At 40.3% G+C, this 21,471-nt stretch carries 17 protein-coding genes and 2 rRNA genes (1 of these 19 only partly in view); 9 read left to right on the forward strand and 10 right to left on the reverse strand.

Annotation, left to right across the window (positions count from 1 at the left end):
* The 4 genes from PUND_RS13810 to PUND_RS13825 are packed head-to-tail and all read right to left on the reverse strand — an operon-like array spanning window position 1 to window position 4,628.
* Complete coding sequence (locus tag PUND_RS13810; protein ID WP_010392943.1) at window positions 1–705, reverse strand: acyltransferase; 705 nt, start codon at window positions 703–705, stop codon at window positions 1–3.
* Entirely contained in the window at window positions 671–2,062 is a 1,392-nt protein-coding gene (locus tag PUND_RS13815) for an O-antigen ligase family protein (protein WP_010392945.1), read from the reverse strand. The genes PUND_RS13810 and PUND_RS13815 overlap by 35 nt, the downstream gene beginning before the upstream one ends.
* Window positions 2,055–3,467 carry a lipopolysaccharide biosynthesis protein gene (locus tag PUND_RS13820; RefSeq protein WP_010392948.1) on the reverse strand — a complete coding sequence of 471 codons (1,413 nt, stop codon included), beginning with the start codon at window positions 3,465–3,467 and terminating at the stop codon, window positions 2,055–2,057. Before PUND_RS13820 ends, PUND_RS13815 begins: the two co-directional genes overlap by 8 nt.
* A 9-nt stretch (window positions 3,468–3,476) precedes the next feature.
* Entirely contained in the window at window positions 3,477–4,628 is a 1,152-nt protein-coding gene (locus tag PUND_RS13825; protein ID WP_010392950.1) for a glycosyltransferase, read from the reverse strand.
* Window positions 4,629–4,840: 212 nt separating this feature from the next.
* Between PUND_RS13825 and PUND_RS13830 the strand changes: the two genes are divergently transcribed.
* On the forward strand, window positions 4,841–5,764 hold the full coding sequence (locus PUND_RS13830) for a glycosyltransferase family 2 protein (protein WP_010392951.1): 924 nt from the start codon (window positions 4,841–4,843) through the stop codon (window positions 5,762–5,764).
* 71 nt (window positions 5,765–5,835) lie between these two features.
* Here the strand turns inward: PUND_RS13830 and PUND_RS13835 are convergent, their stop codons facing one another.
* From PUND_RS13835 to PUND_RS13845, 3 genes are all read right to left on the reverse strand, one after another.
* Window positions 5,836–6,795, reverse strand: a complete 960-nt coding sequence (locus tag PUND_RS13835; RefSeq protein WP_240539511.1) for an endonuclease/exonuclease/phosphatase family protein — start codon at window positions 6,793–6,795, stop codon at window positions 5,836–5,838.
* A 113-nt stretch (window positions 6,796–6,908) separates the two neighbouring features.
* Window positions 6,909–7,367 (reverse strand): hypothetical protein, encoded by a 459-nt coding sequence (locus PUND_RS13840; RefSeq protein WP_010392957.1) that lies wholly within the window; start codon window positions 7,365–7,367, stop codon window positions 6,909–6,911.
* Between the two features lie 2 nt (window positions 7,368–7,369).
* On the reverse strand, window positions 7,370–9,562 hold the full coding sequence (locus PUND_RS13845) for an LruC domain-containing protein (protein ID WP_041709619.1): 2,193 nt from the start codon (window positions 9,560–9,562) through the stop codon (window positions 7,370–7,372).
* A gap of 299 nt (window positions 9,563–9,861) precedes the next feature.
* Between PUND_RS13845 and gmk the strand changes: the two genes are divergently transcribed.
* From gmk to PUND_RS13870, 5 genes are all read left to right on the forward strand, one after another.
* Window positions 9,862–10,482, forward strand: a complete 621-nt coding sequence (gene gmk, locus PUND_RS13850; protein ID WP_010392962.1) for a guanylate kinase — start codon at window positions 9,862–9,864, stop codon at window positions 10,480–10,482.
* Window positions 10,483–10,607: 125 nt separating this feature from the next.
* Window positions 10,608–10,883 (forward strand): DNA-directed RNA polymerase subunit omega, encoded by a 276-nt coding sequence (gene rpoZ, locus PUND_RS13855; protein WP_008108220.1) that lies wholly within the window; start codon window positions 10,608–10,610, stop codon window positions 10,881–10,883.
* A 127-nt stretch (window positions 10,884–11,010) separates the two neighbouring features.
* Window positions 11,011–13,116, forward strand: coding sequence for a bifunctional GTP diphosphokinase/guanosine-3',5'-bis pyrophosphate 3'-pyrophosphohydrolase (gene spoT / locus PUND_RS13860; protein WP_010392967.1), 2,106 nt, complete (start codon window positions 11,011–11,013; stop codon window positions 13,114–13,116).
* Window positions 13,117–13,128: 12 nt separating this feature from the next.
* A complete protein-coding gene (locus tag PUND_RS13865; RefSeq protein WP_010392969.1) occupies window positions 13,129–13,521 on the forward strand; it encodes a RidA family protein in 393 nt (130 codons plus the stop codon).
* A gap of 147 nt (window positions 13,522–13,668) precedes the next feature.
* On the forward strand, window positions 13,669–15,273 hold the full coding sequence (locus PUND_RS13870) for a DUF342 domain-containing protein (RefSeq protein ID WP_010392972.1): 1,605 nt from the start codon (window positions 13,669–13,671) through the stop codon (window positions 15,271–15,273).
* A gap of 34 nt (window positions 15,274–15,307) precedes the next feature.
* On the opposite strand, the gene asnA is transcribed toward PUND_RS13870, so the two are convergent.
* Complete coding sequence (asnA, locus tag PUND_RS13875) at window positions 15,308–16,303, reverse strand: aspartate--ammonia ligase (RefSeq protein WP_010392975.1); 996 nt, start codon at window positions 16,301–16,303, stop codon at window positions 15,308–15,310.
* 184 nt (window positions 16,304–16,487) lie between these two features.
* On the opposite strand from asnA, the gene asnC reads away from it, so the two are divergent.
* Genes asnC through recG form a run of 3 tightly spaced genes read left to right on the forward strand, consistent with a single transcriptional unit; the run spans window position 16,488 to window position 19,813 of the window.
* Window positions 16,488–16,946 carry a transcriptional regulator AsnC gene (asnC, locus tag PUND_RS13880; RefSeq protein WP_008108204.1) on the forward strand — a complete coding sequence of 153 codons (459 nt, stop codon included), beginning with the start codon at window positions 16,488–16,490 and terminating at the stop codon, window positions 16,944–16,946.
* Window positions 16,947–16,987: 41 nt separating this feature from the next.
* Window positions 16,988–17,674 carry a tRNA (guanosine(18)-2'-O)-methyltransferase TrmH gene (gene trmH / locus PUND_RS13885; RefSeq protein ID WP_010392977.1) on the forward strand — a complete coding sequence of 229 codons (687 nt, stop codon included), beginning with the start codon at window positions 16,988–16,990 and terminating at the stop codon, window positions 17,672–17,674.
* Between the two features lie 57 nt (window positions 17,675–17,731).
* Window positions 17,732–19,813: an ATP-dependent DNA helicase RecG gene (gene recG / locus PUND_RS13890; protein WP_010392979.1), complete on the forward strand. Its 2,082-nt coding sequence runs from the start codon at window positions 17,732–17,734 to the stop codon at window positions 19,811–19,813.
* 308 nt (window positions 19,814–20,121) lie between these two features.
* Here the strand turns inward: recG and rrf are convergent.
* Window positions 20,122–20,236, reverse strand: a 5S ribosomal RNA gene (rrf, locus tag PUND_RS13895).
* 136 nt (window positions 20,237–20,372) lie between these two features.
* Window positions 20,373–21,471: ribosomal RNA gene (locus PUND_RS13900) — 23S ribosomal RNA — on the reverse strand (it continues 1,786 nt past the right edge of the window).

Consider the following 21,471-nt stretch of genomic DNA (forward strand, 5'->3'; position numbering starts at 1 on the left):
TCACTCCACTATATTTTTAACTACTCTAGCCGGATTACCTGCCGCAATAGTAAAATCGGGAATATCTTTGGTTACCACACTGCCCGCCCCTATAATGGCTCCTTTACCTATGGTTACTCCAGCAAGTACCGTAACACCGGTCCCAATCCATGCTCCACGCTTAATAATAATATCGCCAATTTGACTCTCGTCATCACTTTGGCCGTTCGCACGACGTTCACAATCAATTGGGTGACCAGGAAAGCCTGCTAAAAAAACACGTCCCGCAAGTCTTACATCATCTTCAAGTACAATTTTTCGTCCTACCGAAAACGCATTTTGCCAGCCAATATCAACATTATTACCAATACTTAATAGAGGCTCACGCTCATTACTTACACGGCCACACAAAGTGCTGATCCCCGAGATCCTGACATCGTTTTTACATTCAACCCTTAATTTACCAATTACCTGAGGCATACCCGAATATAAATATAAACGTTTTTTACTGCCTTGAATTTGGCTTTTAAATAATGGGGTGTAATAAAATATTCTCAGCAGTTCATGAACAAACTGCTTTATAAAGTGGTGCAGATGATAAAGCCCACTGTGTAGTAGAGGAATAACGGGTAGCTGTGGATTACGCAGCGACTTTGCAAATTTAAACAAACGTTTTGCCGAGGGGCTGTTACTATTTTTTAGCCAATACTTTAGTTGGGTCACCATAAGACGAATCCTTATTACTATCGATAGTCAGCTTTTCTAGGGCAATGGTCAGCGACAAAATGATGTACAAAGGCCACGTAAAAGCTTGAGTTAAAAACGTACCTGCAACCATAAAACCAATTAAACCGGCTTTTAGCGCATTAGCATTCACTGTCACTTCAGGATTAAAGTTAAGCTTATTAATGCAAAATACTCGAGACAAGCTGCGATAAATACTGGCGATAACCAGTAAAAAAATACATATACCAACAAAGCCTGTTTCACCAAGCACCTGAAACCACGTACTATGCACTGCATGGTTCTTGCCATCCCAGTGCGGGCTATAAAAGTAATAGTTTACGAAGAAGTTATTTACCCCAACTCCTGTTAGAGGGTTAGCAAGCGCCATGTTTATTGCAGCTTGCCAAGCATATATTCGACCCATAGCAGACTCGTCAACTCCACTTTCAGCAGCACCACCACTTTGCCTATCTGAAATCCCCGCAAAGACCATCATGGCAAGCATGGCAACTGCCCCACATGCAGCCACAACCACTGGATTTTTTACCTTTTGATATAAAAAGAAACTCAAAATAGCAGCAATACCTAATAGGCCGCCTCGGCTTTGCGTAGCTATCACTCCTGAAATAGCCAAAATTAAACCAACGCCTGCAAATAATCGTCGATATGGATTGTTGTATGTATTAAATAATTCAGCAGCTAAAAAAGACACAGGAAACATCAGCACTAAAGATAAATCATTAGGATCGCCCAGTTGTGAACGATACTCTCGAGAAATAGTGACTCGGGTGCCCTCAACTAGCCCCACACCATTAATTTTGTTATTCAGTGCCACCAGCGCAATGGCCACACCAGAAATCATAATTCCTAGTCTTACGTAACTAAAGTGAGAAAATCGCGTTAACCACCAGCTGATCACAAACACCATAATAAAAACTTTAACCAACACCCCAGACCAATACTCAATAGCAACGCCACGGTTTGAAGCCGAAAACACACACACGGTAAGCCACACAAACCAAATGACAAAAATAAGATGGGTTGAGCTCCAATGCGGTTTTAATGTTTTGGAAATAAATAAATGCCAGAAAATGGCCAGTAAAGAGGCTAGCGCTAATAATTTAGGGATTTTAAGCGGCATTAAAAACACAAATGCCTCATGAATCCTAAAATAACTAAATAAAATAAATAAGATGATAAACACAGTACTAACACGCACGGCTAATACACCAGCAAATGGCAACAACAATAAGGCAAAAGCAGCTATGGGCCCAAATAACGAATATAAGCTTAAAATAAGCGCCGTTATCACTAAGCCATTTATTAATAAGTAATGCTCTTTATACCAGTTAACCATGCGCCTTCCTTGCTAAAAGCCGTTGCAATATTCCCGTGATGTGGTGTTTATACTTTTTAAATAACACCGCAAACAAACATATCAACACAGCAACCTGTCCTACAATGTAGTAAGACACTTGCGTCACACTTAACGAAAACACAAGAATAAAGCACAGCCAGCTAGGGAGCAGACTGTGTACTTTAAATGCTAAATGCTCTAGCTTTTGACTAATAGCTACAAACAGTAGCGTTTTTAAAATTTGCGCCAACGCAAGCGATACAACCGCACCTAATATTCCCCATTTTGGCACTAAAAAACTTAATGCAATTAATACGCTTGTAGCACTCACTGCATTAATAATAGTCACAAACAAACCGTTATAATGAATATAACAACCAATATTAAGTAAATCGCTATGGTGCCTCAGCACAACAATGAGTATTAAACTGGGTAATAGCCACGTATTAAGTAAATAACCTTGTGGTAAAACGAGAGTGAATAAGTGCGGGGCTACAAGTAGCATGATGCTGCAAAGGGCAATCGCAATTTCGAGGCTTAATTCACATAAAAACACATAGTGACTGCGGCTTGAGGTTAACTCGTCAAAACGGCGTGAAAACCACCACATTCTGATTGGCTCAAATGTGAACGAGGTCATGACTGCAAATTGCAGAGCGACATAATATTGAGCGAGCTTTTCTTTGCCCACACTGGCTGCAATATACCAGTTTTCTGCGCCATTATTAGCGTACACAAAGAGCGAAGAGATAATAATGCTTAACAAAAACAGCGTATTCTTAGGCGTAATATTCCATGCGATACATTTAAAACTAATATTAATCGTGCGTGCTATTTGCCACAGTGACAATATCAGTACAATAAAACTCGCTACCACACCAGATAGCATAACGCCGGTTACACCAAAGCCTAGATATAGCAAGACGATGGTGAGTAGAGTTTGCCCTACCCCTTGTAAAACAGCTAAATAGCAAAACTGCTTAGCCATTTCGTAATACCTAAAAAAACAAAATACAATCGACAATACCGACGAAAATGCCAAGTTAACGGCTAATAGTTGCAGATCTATCTGGTTAACAAAGATAGGTAATAAATTCAGCAATAGGTCAGCAAACAATACAACAGCAATTACAAATGCAGTGCTTAACATACTACATAAAATCAACGCATCCCTAAATAAAGCCTGCTTACAAACAACGCTTTTCATTTGCTGTTTAAAAAGCAGTTCAGGTAAGCCTAGGCACAACAACAAAGACATTACGGCTGAAATAGAGACTAAAAAATTAAGTTCACCAAACTGTGCAGGGCTTAAAAGACGAGTCGATATAGGGAGTAAAGCAAAGCCAAGCCCTTTGAGCAATAATGTTGATAATCCAAAATAGGCTATTTGCTTCAGTCCGTTCATCTTCATTCCTTAAGAGTTTTGCACCCAAGATGACAGCTTTTTAGCTTGTGAGCTGGCATTAAATTTATTTGCAACCAACCGCTTAGCATTGATACCTTTGGCATATCGTTCATACGGATTAAGCTCACAAAATTGAGTTAAAATAGTCTCTAAACCAATAATGCTTGAAGGCTCACACTTAAAGCCAACAGAATCATTTACAATTTCTTTTGCCCCCATAAGCTTAGTTGTTAGCACAGGAATACCACTTGCCATAGCTTCTTTAAGAACTACTGGCCCAGTGTCTCTGTCACCATTACTAGATACACAAAATGGCGCAACCAGTGCCGAGTAATTACTGGTATTTTTTGATAACCAAAGAGGCGTACGACGCCCCAAAAAGCGAACATCTTTATCAAGCCCAAGCTCTTCACACAAAAATTTTAAATCATTCATTAATGGGCCTTCGCCAACGATGTCTAAGCATATTGCGTATTTTTTACTTAATTTTTTTATAGCGGGTAATAGAAATTGCAGTCCTTTTTTTTCAACTAAGCGTCCAATAAATAACAGTTTAACTGACTCATTAAGTCGATTTGGAGTGCAGCTAAATAAGCTTAAATCAACACCGCAATGCAATAGCTCAACTTTTCCTACCTTATAATTACTTAGCTTTTGAGCCATGTCTTTACACACAGCAACCGAGAAATCACATAACGAAAGTTTAAGTTTTAGATCGGTATCGTTTACATACACATCATGACCATGGCCGATTGAAGAGACACTGATACCCGCAATTTTGCTAGCAACAATCGAATATGCCAGCGGTGCATGCATAAAGTGACAATGTATATGGGAGATACCGTGCCGCTTAATTATTTCTGCGATGTTTAACCCATACCCTAGAAGCGACATGGCTGAGATTGAGGTAAAGCGAAAAGCAATTTTGGTAGCATTAAGTGCTGCTAACGGTTTCAAAGTTGCAAATTTAGCAGCAGCACCAAAAGACTTTTTAATAATAATTACATTTACACTGCTATCAAGGTTGGCACTGGTATTTAAATTTTCAAAGGTAATAACACTTACTTTATGCCCTGCTTTAACAAGTGCATTTATTTCTGTGACCACAAAAGTTTCCGACGGGATATGGAAGCTTGGTACAACAATACCTATATGTTTCATGCTAAATACTCCAAAAGATTCTAATGGTTATTTCGCAAGAACTGTGCCCGGTTAAAAAGCACTGAAAGTGGTAAGATTTAAGTCAATTTGCGAACATATATTGCAAAATGCAAAGCATTAGACAAAAAACACCCCACAAAGCTATAAAAATACTTGGCGCTTAACTTGCGTAGTACTTACCTAGTTAATTAATAGAAGCCAGGGTGCAGCTCATGAATATAGAAATAAGCGTTATTATCCCAAACTACAATTGCAAACAGTATTTAGCAAAGGCACTGAGTAGTGTTATTGCTCAAAAAAATGTCAGTCTAGAAATTATCGTTGTAGACGATGGCTCAACCGATGGCAGTGTTGATTGGTTGAGAAAAGCGCAGAACACATTTCCACAGCTGGTTATTTTAGAACAAGAAAATACCGGTGTAGTTAATGTACGCAACCGCGCTATTGCAGCTTCTAAAGGGGACTATATTGCATTCTTAGATGCCGACGACTATTGGAGTGATGATAAGTTGTATGAGCAATTAGGTTATATGAAAGAAAACCCCGAATGTGTTTTAAGCTTTACTAACTATATGCATGTAAATGAAGATTATGAGCCTATTGTGGATTGCTTTTCTTTTTGGCCTGAGTTTTCAAAATTTGTTGATAAGAAAGATATGGGATACCAAAACTTAAAATCGCCAATAGACTTACTTATTTTTGCCAATGTGATTGGTACCTCTTCGGTTATGGTTAAACGTTCAGCCATTAATTATATCGGCCGATTTGATAACATATTAAACAGCGCAAGTGATTGGGATTGCTGGTTAAAGCTTGCAAGAATTGGTGATGTAGCTTTTTCGCCGCGCGTAGCCATGGATTACTTGATGAGAGCGGGCTCTATTACCGCAAATCGTAAAAACAGGCTCAATGCGATGAAAGAAATTGTTTCACGCTGCAAAAGAGATGCTGGAATGATTGCACAAATAAAAGCACAAGCACGTATATTAGAATGTTACGGTGAATATTATCGAGAAATAGGCTCAAAGTTCAAAGCGTTATCAATTACAACAGCCGCGTTTACGCTATTCCCGCATAAACGTAATTTACGCCATTTATTACATGATTTAAAAACCACATTTACTACTGCACCATAATTACTTTGCTAATACACAACAAGTAGCGTTTAAGCTACTTGTTGTGTATTAGCCTAAAATAAATACTTCATCTAACTTTTTAAGTTTAATGTATAACTTAATATTTTATGATCGCTTCCTTTAAACTCACTCACTTCCAAAGAAGATAAATTAAACTCTTGATTAAAAATACAATGGTCAATTGGCAAGCCCGTCATTAAAGTGTGCTCTATTGCAGTAGGTGCAAAGCTGGTATATGCATTTGCAGCTGCATAACAACTTTGGGCATTAGACCAATTAAAATAGCCAGACCAGGGAACAATATTTAGATCTCCCGCAATAAACCAAGGATCTATCTCTTTTGTACTCGCCTCGTTAATTACTGATAATAATCGATTACGATTATGCCAATGAGTAGCAGTTCTAGGTGAAGGTGGGTGGGCAATAAAAGCGGTAATTGGGTGCTTATCTAATAATAGCTTAAGCTTTATATAACCTAATCGGTCGCCATCTAATTTAACTTGCTGTCTGTGTATAATCGGTAAACGCGAAATAACTACAATCCCGTAAGGGATCCCTTCGACTTCGCGATAACCAAACAAACTGGCTTTATTTAAAAAAGGCGTGAGTAAATGCCGGTTTAAATCGCTAAACTCTTGCAAAACAAGCACATCCCATTGCAGGTTTTGTAAGTTTTTTAGATGCATGTCTACATAGGGATTATTGTAATTTAGATTAATTTGCTTAACTGTTATCGCAGCCTTCGAGGGAACGACTTCTAATGAATGCAGCGGCACCAGTGAACTTAAATTGATAATACAAATAATCGCAATCACTCCCCCTAGCCATAGTTTTTTTAGCGCAAGCAGTAACAATGCAAAAAACAACGCAGCAGCTAACAAAGGAAACCGAAAGGATATTAATAAATCAGCGTAATAAAATTGCCACGGATTAAATGCGGCAACAATTAGCATAAATGCAATTACTGTAATGACAGCAATGCTATAACCTCTTTTTGAATTACACCGCCTACTCGAAATAACCTTGAACATGAACGCCCCTTTTAACAATAAAAAAGAATATACCTGAGTATATTCTTTATCTTAACTTTGAGTTTTATCAATTAAGCCGATAAAACTTAACCAGAATTCGACATAAGCTGATGTTATCTAATCTCAAACAGTTGGTTTTGTGTTTGAGCATCAAACTGCCAAGTAAAAGCAAGTGGTTGGGTGCTGGTATCGTAAAACCAAATTTCCGCTACTAGCTCTATATCTTGTCTGCTCATCGCAAGGGTAGTTGTGAGTGCCCCTTGCGTTAAAGGGGCTCTAAATAAGCAATTATTGTAATCTGCTCGCTCTGCATTCGATTTTTTCTGACAAATATTCAGATACGCTCTTTCATCACCTCTAGAAAGCGCTACATCAATAGCTAAATTAAATTTTGTTGATAAGTTAAAGTCATTATTGATAACTAAGTTTGCCATTCCTTGGGGCTCGGCTGTTACTGGATCAGCAACTGGTGGAGCTATATTAGTCGGGGCAGGTGCTGCACTTTCATCGCCTCCGCCCCCGCAGGCTGTTAACAGTGATAATGAGCATAAGATAACGGTTAATTTATTCATTACTATTCTCCTTTAACAACCACACTCGGTGCGTTGTAACTGTTGAACCACTGCGGCGCTTGCTGACCTGACGACTGCGCAAAATTAGCAAAACGATCATAAGCGTTGGTGATGTCTACCCCTTCAAGTGGATGTAGCCACTGCATACCGACTTCAATCGCCCATGGAAGGCCATTTTCAGTTTGAAAAAATAACTCAGAGGCTTGCTGAGTGGCATCATCTGCACCATTAACAGCGAATAAACTACTATCGAAAGCCTCTGTTGGCGCTTGGTTTTTTAGATGAACTTCCCAGCTTCTTGCATTTTTACCAACTAAAAAGTCACCATGATAAAATCCTTCGGCACCAAAAATGAACGGGTCGAGTAGCGTACCAGGTGCATTCGCTAGCGCTTTAGCTGCTTTTAATGGAATAGTCATACTAAACGTTACTTTACTGTTTACGTCACAATTGCTTTCGGTTCTAAAGTAATCGCAGCCAGCTTGCTTCGTAATATGTTGCCAAGTATCTTGCATAAAAATCAAAATTGCCTGATCACGGTTTGCTTCTAATGGCGAGCCTAGTTGCGGCTCTCCATTGATAGTGTAAATGATATTTTGCTCATCAATTTCACTGCTTAAAATAGTATTGGTTGTGCTAGTAGTAGTTTCTGTAAGTCTTACAGCAAAACCATTGTGATAAGTTGCGCCCACTCCAACAAGTTGACCATCAATTTTATAGCCAACCACATTACTTCCTTCAATCAGCTGCGTAGTACGATAATTTACAACCACATCATTAAAGTCGTAATCGCCTGAAAACGGCCATTTATCTTCATAGGCAAGCGTTACCCAATCGTTTTCACCAGGATAAACAGCGCTAGCAAATGTGGTTATTGGATAATCTTCCACTTCGCCACCTAGCACCCCACCCGTGGCAGTAATTAATGATGCCTCAGAGCCATCAGTAACTCGAAAGCGAGCCCATGTTTGCCCTGCTTTAACATTGCTCGGTACGCTAACTAAAATACTATTATCGCCTTTGTTAAGCGGATACTTAGTTACCATGCGCTCAGATTCACTAAAGCCACCATTTTGATCCCAGTCAAACCAAGCATATAAAAAGCTATCAGCTGACGCGTTAACAATAATTTGGCTATCTTGCCCTGCAGCAATCGCGGTTACAAAACTAACCCCGTCATCGGAGTCATCTATGGGATTCTTGATTAAATCATCATTCGTATTGATGTTTTCACCATCGACCGTTTCACCCAAGTAAATAAGATTACTGCCAGTACTACTAGGATCAAATAAGTGTCGAGCACCACTTTGCTCAAGACTCGTGTTATATGGACGAGGAGCATCACCAAAATCGATAGAACTATCGGTAACTGCAACTTCTGCAATAGCGCATCGCGCACCATCATTTTGACTAGATTTAGGTCCTGAGGTAAATACGTTTGCTGTTGGTGTGTAGTCAACTACGGGGCTAATACTTAAATCAACCTTATGTATTTTTCCGCTTTTGTTATTACTAAAGTAAAACTGACCGTCAATGTCAAAGTAAGCAGCACCAAATGCGCCCGTATCATCACCAATATCGAGCTGAGTTATAAATTTAGAAGTATTATTAGCAACGTTAATTTCATGCAAATCACCATTTGATTCAACTGCATAAAGTAAATTACTTTGTGGATGAAAGGCAAAATCATAAATTCCTAAATTCCAGTTAGCACTATTAGGTAAAAGCTGTGCAGTAATTTCAGCGGTTAGATCTGAGTTTAAATCGATTTCGTAAAGGCCAAACCGAGGAGTATAAACATAATATGAAACGCGCTGGTTTGCTGCATCGCCTGTTACCTGAATGTCACCTACATAAAAGTTAGTATCTGGCAGCCCTGTGATATTTAAGCGAGCCATTTGGTAGTTACTGTCTATTTGCACCACACTTTTTGGTGCTTGGCGACTAAAGCCATACAAATACTGATCTTTATAATTAAAGCCAATGGCATTTACGCTCTCATTGTTTGCCTCAGTAGCAAACGTTAAAGTCGCGGCTAACACCGTAGGCTTAGCCGATACTAAGTCTATACCGTATAACTGTGCTTTGGCATCTTGCATTAAAAAAGCCTGGCTTGGACAATTCTCAAATGGCTGACTAAAAACGGTGCAAGGCCACAATACACAGCAAACTTTTCCGAGATGGGTTAATTTCATACGTAAGCCCTCTATAGTTACATAACTTAACTAATGCAGACTTCATTCCAAATATTAACCTATTGAATTTAAATAATAATAAAAAATTACGTCACTTGAACATGCAAGTTGCAACACATGTCTTTGCATTATGCGAGAGTAAAAATCACCTTCACAAACTCTCTGTATCTATGCTCTTAGACACGGGCTATTTGCTCTAAGTATGCAGCAGTTGAGTAAGCTTCATTAAATAAAGTACAATAGTAAAATTAAGGCAGGCCTTTTTAACGGCTGTGCTTGTTCATTTTAGGTAAAAAATCATGGCACACTCTCGCGGAAACTTATTCATTTTATCGGCACCTTCTGGGGCAGGTAAATCTAGCTTAATAAATGCACTACTTAAAAAGCATGCTGATATGAAAGTATCGGTATCGCACACCACTCGCGCACCGCGCCCTGGTGAAAATAATGCAGAACATTACCACTTTGTATCAGTTGATGAGTTTAAAGCGTTGATTGCCAAAGATGATTTTTTTGAATGGGCACAAGTATTTGATAACTATTATGGTACTTCTAAGCAAGCGATTGAAGAGCAACTCGCCGCAGGTATTGATGTATTTTTAGATATTGACTGGCAAGGCGCTCGCCAAGTTCGAGAAATAATGGACGACGTAAAAACTATCTTTATTCTTCCGCCATCAAAACAAGAACTAGAGCAACGTTTAAATAATCGCGGCCAAGACTCTGCTGAAATTATTGCAGGTCGAATGGCGCAAGCTCAATCAGAAACCTCTCATTACAACGAATACGACTATGTTGTAGTGAATGATGATTTTGATACTGCTCTATGCGATTTAGAAACCATAGTAATTGCACAGCGATTAACGCTAAAAGCACAAACAACACGTCATCAAACTTTAATTAATGAGCTGCTCAAGTAATCTAAATTACGATTAATTTTCGGTTCATGCCTTAAAATAGATAAAAATTAACCACTGGCTATTGGCGAAACTTGCTGCGTGCAGTAAACTACGCCTTTGCTTTTAAATTATTTTGGAGTGCTAAGATGGCTCGCGTAACAGTTGAAGATGCAGTAGATGCAATTGGTAATCGTTTTGACTTAATTTTAGTTGCGGCCCGTCGTGCCCGCCAAATTGCTGTTGGTGGTAAAGATCCACTAGTGGATCCTGAGAACGATAAGCCGACAGTTGTTGCTTTACGTGAAATCGAACTTGGTTTAGTTGATAATTCTTCAATGGATGTTATTGACCGTGAAGAGCAACAACATCAAGAAGCGGCAGAACTAGCTGCTGTTGCTGCCATTGTTGGTGGCAACCAATAATCAACCGCCCGGTCTGATTTAGCTAACGGCATAGTTTTTCAACTATAGCCGTTGGCAATCCTTTGTTTTCATCGTATATTCGTAACTTATCCTAACTTATTTGCTTCACGAGAACATTGGAGTGTGAATGTATCTTTTTGAAGGTCTTAAAAAGAAAATCTCAAAATACTTGCCAGCAGACGATGTTGAGCTAGTTCAAAAAGCCTACGTGGTAGCCCGAGAGGCTCATGAGGGTCAAACTCGTTCAAGTGGCGAGCCTTACATTACTCACCCCGTTGAAGTCACTCAAATATTAGCAAGCATGCATCTTGACCATGAAACGCTCATGGCAGCACTCATGCATGATGTGATTGAAGATACCGATTTTAGCCAACAAGATTTAGCTGAAATATTTGGTGAAACAGTAGCAGAACTCGTAGAGGGTGTGAGCAAGCTTGATAAATTGAGCTTCAAAGATAAAAAAGAGTTCCAAGCTGAGAACTATCGAAAAATGATTATGGCAATGACCCAAGATATTCGGGTTATTTTAATCAAGCTAGCTGATAGAACACACAACATGCGCACATTAGGCGCACTTCGTCCTGATAAACGCCGCCGTATTGCTCGTGAAACCCTTGAGATTTATGCACCAATTGCTAATCGCTTAGGTATTCATGATATAAAAAATGAGCTAGAAGATTTAGGTTTTCAAGCACTGTACCCTATGCGTCATCGTGCACTTAAATCGGAAGTGGCTAAAGCGCGTGGTAATCGCAAAGAAGTTATTTCAAATATTCAAACTGAAATTGAAGCTCGCCTTGAAGAATCTGGCATAAAAGCGACCGTATCAGGCCGTGAAAAGCATCTATACAGTATTTATAAAAAAATGCTCAACAAAGAGCTGCTGTTTAACGAAGTCATGGATATTTACGCATTTCGTATTGCAGTAGACTCTATGGATACCTGTTATCGCGTACTTGGTGTAGCTCATAACTTATATAAGCCAATTGAAACCCGCTTTAAAGACTATATTGCTGTACCAAAAACTAACGGTTACCAATCATTACATACTTCTTTAGTTGGCCCGCATGGTATTCCAGTAGAAATTCAAATTCGTACTTTAGATATGGATCACATGGCTGATAAAGGGGTCGCAGCTCACTGGATGTATAAAAAGTCGGGTGATAATGCGGGTCATACTGCACAACAGCGCGCACGCCAATGGATGCAAAGCTTATTGGAATTACAACAAAGCGCAGGTTCCTCGTTTGAATTTGTAGAGAATGTAAAAACAGAGCTATTCCCAGAAGAAATTTATGTCTTTACCCCAGATGGTCGGATTATTGAACTTCCTATGGGTGCAACAGCGGTTGATTTTGCTTATGCCGTTCATACTGATGTAGGTAATACTTGTGTCGGTGCACGTGTTAACCGCAAGCCTTATCCTTTAAGTAAAGCCATTGATACAGGGCAAACAATAGAAATTATTACCAGTTCAGGCGCTCACCCTAACGCAACATGGCTTAACTTTATTGTTACTGGCAAAGCACGCTTAGGCGTACGCAACTACCTTAAAAGTCAACAGCATGAAGAAGCGTTATTACTTGGTCGTCGCCTACTTGACTCAGCGCTAGGGGAAAACAAATTTGATAACCTGCCAGCTGAAAATATTACCCGAGTGCTTGAAGAGCATGAGCTTTCCTCTACCTTAGAATTGCTAGTAGAGATTGGCTCAGGTAACTTAATGAGTATGCTGATTGCTAAACGCTTATTACAAAACGACAATGATGATTTAAACGATATCGCAAAGCGTGCCAAGGCAACCATTATTGGTACCGAAGGCATGTTGGTTAATTATTCTAAATGTTGTCGTCCTGTACCTGGAGACGCTATTACTGCCCATGTTAGCCAAGGTAAAGGTTTAACCGTTCATCGCCAAGAGTGTAAAAATATTCGTGGTTGGGAAAATGATCGTTCGAAATACCTAGTCGTAAAATGGGATGATAATCCAGAAAAAGAATATATAGCGGCTTTAAGAGTAGAAATCATTAACCACCAAGGTGCGCTGGCTAAATTAACCAATGTGGTCGCCACTACGCAGGCCAATATTGTAGAAATAGCTACCGATGAAAAAGAAAGTAATTTATACGTGATAGACTTAGGGATCACAGTTAAAAACCGTATTCATGTCGCCAATATTATGCGCCGCATACGTGTTATGCCCGATGTACAAAAAGTCTATCGTAAAAAATAAAATAGGAACATCATGAATAAAGCATTTATATCAACGGATAAAGCACCTGCAGCAATTGGTACATATAGCCAAGCAGTAAAAGTGGGTACAGCTGTTTATTTATCAGGGCAAATACCACTTGTCCCAGAAACAATGGACGTTATTTCTGAAGACTTTAGTGAGCAAACACATCAAGTATTTAAAAATATCAGTGCGGTTTGTGAGGAAGCTGGCGGTTCTATTCAAGACCTAGTAAAAGTTAATATTTACCTTACTGATCTTTCAAACTTTGCCATTGTGAACGAAGTTATGAGCCAATATTTTAAACAGCCTTACCCTGCGCGTGCAGCTATTGGCGTTCGTGCACTCCCTAAAGGTGTACAAGTAGAAATTGACGGCATTATGGAACTTCCTTCAACAAACTAACCTCTATAAGCTATGAGCGCCGCTCATAGCTTTTATCCCATTCTATAGCTACACTTTGATGAATTCTTGACTCAAAACTAAAATTCTAGCACTCTGTAATCACGTTATTTTATTAAACCTTACTTTTGTAGTAGAAAAGGATAACTTGTGTTTAAGCTTGCTCATAATGGCAATGTATTGCTCGATACGAGTAAATCTGCACCCACCAGTGCTGCTTTTATCATTGAAGCAATTGAACAATCGCCTTACAGCGAGTGTGAAATCGATCATGACGCCATAAATAACTATTTCAGTAGTGCAACAACTGAACGAATCTTAGTCGTTGCAACACGCCACGATGCAACCTTAATCGTTGAAATCAGCGATGATAAAATGCTAGCCACTGGCACGCTCACTCTCGCCAAAGGTGGCGCAACACTCAGTTTTGATGAAGCTAAAAAAGAATTAGTGAAAGCGCATGTTGCTAGAGGTTATAAACAAGCATTTTTAGAGCAGCTTTTACAAAAGCAATTTGAGCTTCCTCCGGGCTCTGTAGTTAGCGGGCCACTTGCTAAGGGACGTTTACCTACTGACGGCCAAGATAGCAAATTTAAAGCCATGGTTAAAACCTTAAAAGACCGCCTTAAAGCACCCAAATTAAAAGAAGACGGTAGTGTTGATATGCGTGATTTTGGTAAATTAGCAAGTGTTAAACCGGGTGAATTACTAATCCAGCAGCAACCAGCTACTCCTGGTCAAGAAGGATTTACCGTGATAGGTGATGTTTTACCAGCCAAACCAGGGCAAGTTCATGCCCTAATTGCAGGTGAGGGTACTGAAATATCAAAAAATAACCCGATGGAATTACTTTCAACTATTGCCGGCGTGCCTGTTGAAATAAATAACGGAATGCGTGTTGACGATATTTTCACTGTTAACGATGTGTCTGTAAAAACAGGCCATATCGACTTTGAAGGTAGTGTAATAGTTAGTAAAAATGTAGAGCCAGGGATGAGGATAAATGCAACAGGTGACATTACCGTTTTTGGTACAGTCGAATCTGGAGAATTAACCGCCGGTGGCGATATACTTGTAAAACAAGGGGTGATTGGCCATCAAAAGCCTGAAGATAAATCACTGTCTTGCAGAATAATTTGCGCAGGTGATGTGCATGCCTCACACTCTCAATATTGCTACATTGAAGCTAACAGCATATTGCTTGACCGCCAAGCCAGCCACAGCTCAATGAAAGCAAAAAATATAATTCAAATTGGTCAATCAGAACTACCTAAAGGAAAGTTATTTGGAGGTGAAATTTTAGATGCCACTAAACTAATTGCCGGAGAAATTGGTAACGAATCAGGGGCTAAAATGGCAATTAATTTAGCCGCTTCAGCTACTCAAATGACCAAAGATATTGATAAATATTTTAGTGAATTAACAGCTGCAAATGAACAGGTTGATAGCTTACAAGCTGCATTAGAAAAAGCAGATTTAATTAAAGATGCTGATAAAAAAAGCGAGCTCATGAATAAGATTGGATCAACTCAGATACATCATAGTCAACAAGCTGAACAACTAGAAAAGCAGATAGCGAGTTTAGAGCAAAAACTAAATACCATGCTCGATGAAGCCATTTTAACCGTAAATACCGTTTTACATTCTGGAGTGGAAATCCATATATTCAACAAGTTACTTAAAACAACTCGCAACTTTCCACCAAGTAATGTTAAGTTAGAAAACAATAAAATAGAAATTGAGTTTAAAACTTAATTATAAGGGGCTGTTAGTAACAGCCCCTTACTCTTTATAGTAAGCCGTCTACACTGTCATAGGTTTGCGCTGGCCACACACCTACCTGTACTTGCCCTATGTGTTGTTTTTGTAATAACAGCATAGCCAAGCGAGACTGACCAATACCACCACCAATTGTTTGAGGAAATTTACTTTCTAACAATGCTTTATGCCAATCAAACTCTAAACGGTCTTCGTCACCGGTAATTCCCAATTGAGCTTGCAAAACTTCAGGGCTCACTCGAATTCCCATAGATGATATTTCGAAAGCATCTTCAAGAATTGGATTCCATACTAAAATATCGCCATTTAATCCCATATACTGATCACATGTTGGTGTTGACCAATCGTCGTAATCTGGCGCTCTCACATCATGAATTTTACCATCACTTAATGCTCCGCCAATACCAATTAAAAACACAGCACCATATTCTTGAGCAATCGCTTTCTCACGCTGCTTAGCGCTAAAGTCAGGGTACATTTCACGCAGTTCTTCACTGTGTACAAAAGTAATTTTAGCTGGCAAAAATGCTCTTAAGCCAAAGCTTGCACTAACATATTGTTCAGTGGCTTTAATAGCTTGGTAAATTGTTTCAACCGTTTGCTTGAGAGTAGATAAAGAACGCTGCGTACTTTCACAAATAACTTGCTCCCAATCCCATTGATCAACATAAACAGAATGGATTGGGCTTAGTGAATCTTCATCGGGTCGCAACGCTTTCATTTGCGTATAAATTCCCTCACCTTGTGAAAAGCCATATTCACCCAAGGTTTTACGCTTCCACTTAGCAAGAGAATGCACCACTTCGTAACGGCTATCTGCAATCGCTTTAATATTCACAGCCACGGCGTTCTCGTGCCCACTTAAGTTATCCTGTGTACCGTCGCCTACTTTAGCCAAAATAGGCGCTTGAACTTCAATTAAGCCCAGTTTTTGTTCTAATTGCTGCGAAAAGAACTGCTTAACTTTACTTATTTGCTGCTGCTGCTGCACATAATGTGAACTCATAATAATTGGCCTCATTCCCAGTTATTGTATTTACTACTTAGCGCAAATTACGCTTCAATGAGGTTATCGTAACAATTAAACTATTTAATTCAATATCCCATAATAAAAATAGCTTTACGATATTAAAACCATTAAAAAAGTGGTATAAAAACAACTAATACCATAATTAAAGACGGTTAAATCTATGGAAAATTATCAAATCGATAATCTTGATAAACAGATTCTGCATGCATTAATGGATAATGCGCGTACACCTTATGCTGAATTAGCAAAACGCTTTAGTGTAAGCGCAGGAACAATTCATGTGCGAATCGAAAAAATGAAACATGCAGGGATCATCACAGGTACTCAACTAACCATTAATACAAAGCAATTAGGTTACGATGTGTGTTGTTTTATTGGTATTAATTTGAACAACGCGCGCGATTATCCGCAAACACTTATAAAATTAGAATCATTAGAGGAAGTGGTCGAAGCATATTACACCACTGGTAATTACAGTATTTTTATTAAAGTAATGACCCGCTCTATCGATCATCTACAAGATGTACTAATCAATAAAATACAGGCAATAGAAGCCATTCAATCAACCGAAACCCTGATCTCATTACAAAACCCGATTAGTCGAACAGTGGTGCCTTAAGGTGAAAAATCTCGTATAATTTGCCGAAAAAGAGGACTCCAATGCAGCAAACTCGTTACCAAAGAATCGAAAGTGTACTTTCACGTCGTCAAACCGACCTTACCGTGTGTTTAGAAGACGTACACAAACACCATAACTTATCAGCAATTGTTAGAACGGCTGATGCCGTTGGTTGTCATCATGTGCATGCCGTGTGGCCAGAAAAACAAAAGTGGCTAACCAATAATACCTCTGGTGGTAGTAAAAACTGGTTAGACACACATCTTCACAGAAACATAGATGATGCCGTTGCAAGTATGCGTGCTCATAATCCTGATGTACAAATTTTAGCTACGCATTTAAGTGAAGATGCTGTCGACTTCAGAGAAATTGATTACACTAAACCGACTGCAATTATTGTCGGTCAAGAAAAAACGGGGATCTCTCCACAAGCCTTAGAGTATGCAGATCAAAACATCATTATTCCAATGCAAGGCATGGTGCAGTCGTTAAATGTATCCGTTGCAGCAGCCCTAATTTTATTTGAGGCGCAGCGTCAACGTGATCTAGCTGGTTTATACAATAGAAATATGCTGAGTGAAGAAATTAAGCACCCAATGTACTTTGAAGGCTGCCACCCAATTATTGCAAGGCAATGCAAACAAAAAAACCTACCTTACCCTGCTCTTGATGAAAACGGCGAAATTGTTGCTGATGAACAGTTTTGGCAGGCGTTAAAACATACTTGATGCATATACAGTGTATCAGTACACTTAACTTACTAAATAATAATAATTGAGCCTACATTGTCTAAACCTAGCTTAAGCCAATACCCAATCACAGAACTTAAAGGCGTTGGTCCTAAAATGGCTGAACGGCTTTTAAAGCTAGGTATTAGTACAGTACAGGACATGCTATTTCATTTGCCGCTTAGGTATGAAGACAGAACCCGTATTTATACAATTAGTGAGTTGACCCCTCATAGCCACGTAACTGTTCAAGCAACCATTGAAACCAGTCAAATAACCTTTGGAAAGCGGCGCATGCTGGTTTGCCAAATAAATGATGGTACAGGTAGGTTAACACTACGATTTTTTAATTTTACCGCAGCACAAAAAAATGCATTTAGCACAGGCAAAATAATTCGTTGCTTTGGCGAAATACGTCGCGGACGTATTGGCTTTGAAATGAGTCATCCTGAATACAGTATTAGCGACACTTTTGAACAACAACCAACATCATCAACACTTACGCCAGTCTATTCAACAACCGAGGGGTTAAAGCAGCTCTCTATTAGGGCGTTGAGTGAACAGGCAATAGAATTACTTCAAAAGTATGCAGTAGAAGAGCTACTTCCCCAACAATGGCAACCATCGCAACTACCGTTAAGTGATGCGTTATTATTACTGCATCGCCCTCCTAATGATGTTGATATAAGTGCGCTTGAACAAGGGACTCACCCAGCTCAGCAGCGACTCGTATTTGAAGAATTACTGGCGCAAAATCTCAGTTTATTAAAAGTAAGAGAACAGGGACAACAAGTTAAAGCCGTTGCACTTGAGCCCACTAATTCATTAGAAACACAATTTTTAGCACAATTACCCTTTGCGCCAACCAATGCACAAAGCCGTGTGGTATCAGAAATAAAAGCGGATTTACAAAATGCGTACCCTATGATGCGACTTGTCCAAGGGGACGTTGGCTCTGGTAAAACACTAGTCGCAGCACTGAGCGCGTTAACTGCGATAGCAAAAGGCTACCAGGTCGCATTAATGGCGCCAACAGAGATATTGTCAGAGCAACACGGAATCAACTTTTCTAGCTGGTTTGAAAGCCTTGGAATAACGGTTGCTTGGTTAGGTGGTAAAACAAAAGGTAAAGAGCGCGTAAGTACACTTGCAATGATCGCCTCAGGTGAAGCGCAAATGATTATCGGTACCCATGCGTTATTTCAAGATGAAGTGAAATTTAACAATCTTGTACTTATCATTATTGATGAGCAACACCGCTTTGGGGTTCATCAACGTTTATCACTGCGTGAAAAAGGCCGCTTTGCTGATTGTTACCCACATCAACTAGTAATGACAGCAACACCAATACCGCGTACGCTCGCAATGACCGCCTATGCAGACTTAGAAACCTCGGTGATTGACGAATTACCACCTGGGCGGACTCCTATCACTACAGTTGCGATTCCTGATACTCGTCGAGATGACATTATTAGTCGCGTAAAACTTGCCTGTAACGAACAAGGTCGACAGGTTTACTGGGTATGTACACTAATAGACGAGTCTGAAGTACTACAATGCCAAGCAGCGGAAGACAGTGCATTACAGCTAAAAGAAGCATTACCTGAGCTTGCTATTGGCTTAGTCCATGGGCGAATGAAAGCTACGGAAAAGCAAGCCATTATGAGCGACTTTAAAGCGGGTAACATTCATGTACTTGTGGCAACAACCGTGATCGAAGTTGGGGTTGATGTGCCTAATGCGAGTTTAATTATTATCGAAAACCCTGAGCGCCTAGGTTTAGCACAGCTTCACCAACTACGTGGCCGCGTAGGCCGTGGAGCTACGGCATCTCACTGCGTGCTTTTATACCATGCACCACTTTCACATACCGCACAGAAACGGTTAGGAGTACTGCGCGATAGTAACGACGGATTTGTTATCGCAGAACGTGATTTAGAAATACGCGGCCCAGGTGAAGTTCTTGGGACCAAACAAACCGGCTTAGCAGAATTTAAAATTGCAGACTTAACAAGAGATAAGCAAACCTTAAATCAAGTTAGACCCATAGCACAACAGATGTTGAAGCAATATCCTCAGTATGTAGACCCTCTCATTCAACGCTGGTTAGGCAACAAGTCAAATTACGCACAAGCTTAGTAACTTATTCGCATAAAGCCATATATTAATTTTCCCAACTAGTTATTCCCTATACCACAACTATTTCCCTACACCTTGCTCCTGTGTTTTCACTTTCCTGTAGACGTAAAAAAGCCCGACTCTTTTGAATCAGGCTTGCTTGTATTTAGAGTCGGTGCGCTACTTTGCCCATGGGGTTCTAGATACTCAACCCACGCTACGATGGTCAGGTTAACGCTGTGCAGCTGACGGCTGACGGCTAATACTTTCACTTTCCTGCAGACGTAAAAAAGCCCGACTCTTTCGAATCGGGCTTTCTCTTATTTGGAGCCTGGTAATGTCCTACTTTCACATAACAAATGCTACACTATCATCGGCGCTGTTTCGTTTCACTACTGAGTTCGGCATGGGGTCAGGTGGGTCCAAAACGCTATTGTCACCAAGCAAATTTGGTGTCAGTCCGTATCGCTACGTACTAACTAAAATTTGGAATTTCTGATAATAAAGTCTTCAAGTATCTACTTTAGTCTATTAACTTCTTCGCTTGTTTCACTATCACATAAAACGCGTTTGGCGTTGTATGGTTAAGCCTCACGGGTAATTAGTACAAGTTAGCTTAATGGCTCACACCACTTCCACATCTTGCCTATCAACGTTGTAGTCTTCAACGGCCCTTCAGAGACTTTAAAAGTCTAGTGAGAACTCATCTCGAGGCCTGCTTCGCGCTTAGATGCTTTCAGCGCTTATCAGTTCCGAACGTAGCTACCGGGCAATGCCATTGGCATGACAACCCGAACACCAGCGGTTCGTTCACTCCGGTCCTCTCGTACTAGGAGCAACCCCTCTCAATTCTCAAACGCCCACGGCAGATAGGGACCGAACTGTCTCACGACGTTCTAAACCCAGCTCGCGTACCACTTTAAATGGCGAACAGCCATACCCTTGGGACCGACTTCAGCCCCAGGATGTGATGAGCCGACATCGAGGTGCCAAACACCGCCGTCGATATGAACTCTTGGGCGGTATCAGCCTGTTATCCCCGGAGTACCTTTTATCCGTTGAGCGATGGCCCTTCCATTCAGAACCACCGGATCACTATGACCTACTTTCGTACCTGCTCGACGTGTCTGTCTCGCAGTTAAGCTGGCTTCTACCATTACACTAACCGTACGATGTCCGACCGTACTTAGCCAACCTTCGTGCTCCTCCGTTACTCTTTGGGAGGAGACCGCCCCAGTCAAACTACCCACCAGGCACTGTCCGTAACCCCGATTCAGGGGCCAACGTTAGAACATCAAAACTACAAGGGTGGTATTTCAAGGACGACTCCACAAAAACTAGCGTCTCTGCTTCAAAGTCTCCCACCTATCCTACACATGTAGGTTCAATGTTCAGTGCCAAGCTGTAGTAAAGGTTCACGGGGTCTTTCCGTCTAGCCGCGGGTACACAGCATCTTCACTGCGATTTCAATTTCACTGAGTCTCGGGTGGAGACAGCGTGGCCATGGTTACACCATTCGTGCAGGTCGGAACTTACCCGACAAGGAATTTCGCTACCTTAGGACCGTTATAGTTACGGCCGCCGTTTACCGGGGCTTCGATCAAGAGCTTCTCCGAAGATAACCCCATCAATTAACCTTCCGGCACCGGGCAGGTGTCACACCGTATACGTCATCTTGC

Origin of the sequence: Pseudoalteromonas undina, from assembly GCF_000238275.3 — a bacterium.
GTDB classification, from domain to species: Bacteria; Pseudomonadota; Gammaproteobacteria; order Enterobacterales; family Alteromonadaceae; genus Pseudoalteromonas; species Pseudoalteromonas undina.

Bases quoted from the DNA above. Each gene is read 5' to 3' on its own strand.
- PUND_RS13810 (WP_010392943.1), bottom strand. From the start codon at position 705: ATGGTGACCCAACTAAAGTATTGGCTAAAAAATAGTAACAGCCCCTCG.
- rpoZ (WP_008108220.1), top strand. From the start codon at position 10,608: ATGGCTCGCGTAACAGTTGAAGATGCAGTAGATGCAATTGGTAATCGT.
- PUND_RS13840 (WP_010392957.1), bottom strand. From the start codon at position 7,367: ATGAATAAATTAACCGTTATCTTATGCTCATTATCACTGTTAACAGCC.
- asnC (WP_008108204.1), top strand. From the start codon at position 16,488: ATGGAAAATTATCAAATCGATAATCTTGATAAACAGATTCTGCATGCA.
- spoT (WP_010392967.1), top strand. From the start codon at position 11,011: ATGTATCTTTTTGAAGGTCTTAAAAAGAAAATCTCAAAATACTTGCCA.
- asnA (WP_010392975.1), bottom strand. From the start codon at position 16,303: ATGAGTTCACATTATGTGCAGCAGCAGCAGCAAATAAGTAAAGTTAAG.
- PUND_RS13830 (WP_010392951.1), top strand. From the start codon at position 4,841: ATGAATATAGAAATAAGCGTTATTATCCCAAACTACAATTGCAAACAG.
- PUND_RS13815 (WP_010392945.1), bottom strand. From the start codon at position 2,062: ATGGTTAACTGGTATAAAGAGCATTACTTATTAATAAATGGCTTAGTG.
- PUND_RS13820 (WP_010392948.1), bottom strand. From the start codon at position 3,467: ATGAACGGACTGAAGCAAATAGCCTATTTTGGATTATCAACATTATTG.
- PUND_RS13825 (WP_010392950.1), bottom strand. From the start codon at position 4,628: ATGAAACATATAGGTATTGTTGTACCAAGCTTCCATATCCCGTCGGAA.
- PUND_RS13845 (WP_041709619.1), bottom strand. From the start codon at position 9,562: ATGAAATTAACCCATCTCGGAAAAGTTTGCTGTGTATTGTGGCCTTGC.
- trmH (WP_010392977.1), top strand. From the start codon at position 16,988: ATGCAGCAAACTCGTTACCAAAGAATCGAAAGTGTACTTTCACGTCGT.
- PUND_RS13835 (WP_240539511.1), bottom strand. From the start codon at position 6,795: ATGTTCAAGGTTATTTCGAGTAGGCGGTGTAATTCAAAAAGAGGTTAT.
- PUND_RS13865 (WP_010392969.1), top strand. From the start codon at position 13,129: ATGAATAAAGCATTTATATCAACGGATAAAGCACCTGCAGCAATTGGT.
- gmk (WP_010392962.1), top strand. From the start codon at position 9,862: ATGGCACACTCTCGCGGAAACTTATTCATTTTATCGGCACCTTCTGGG.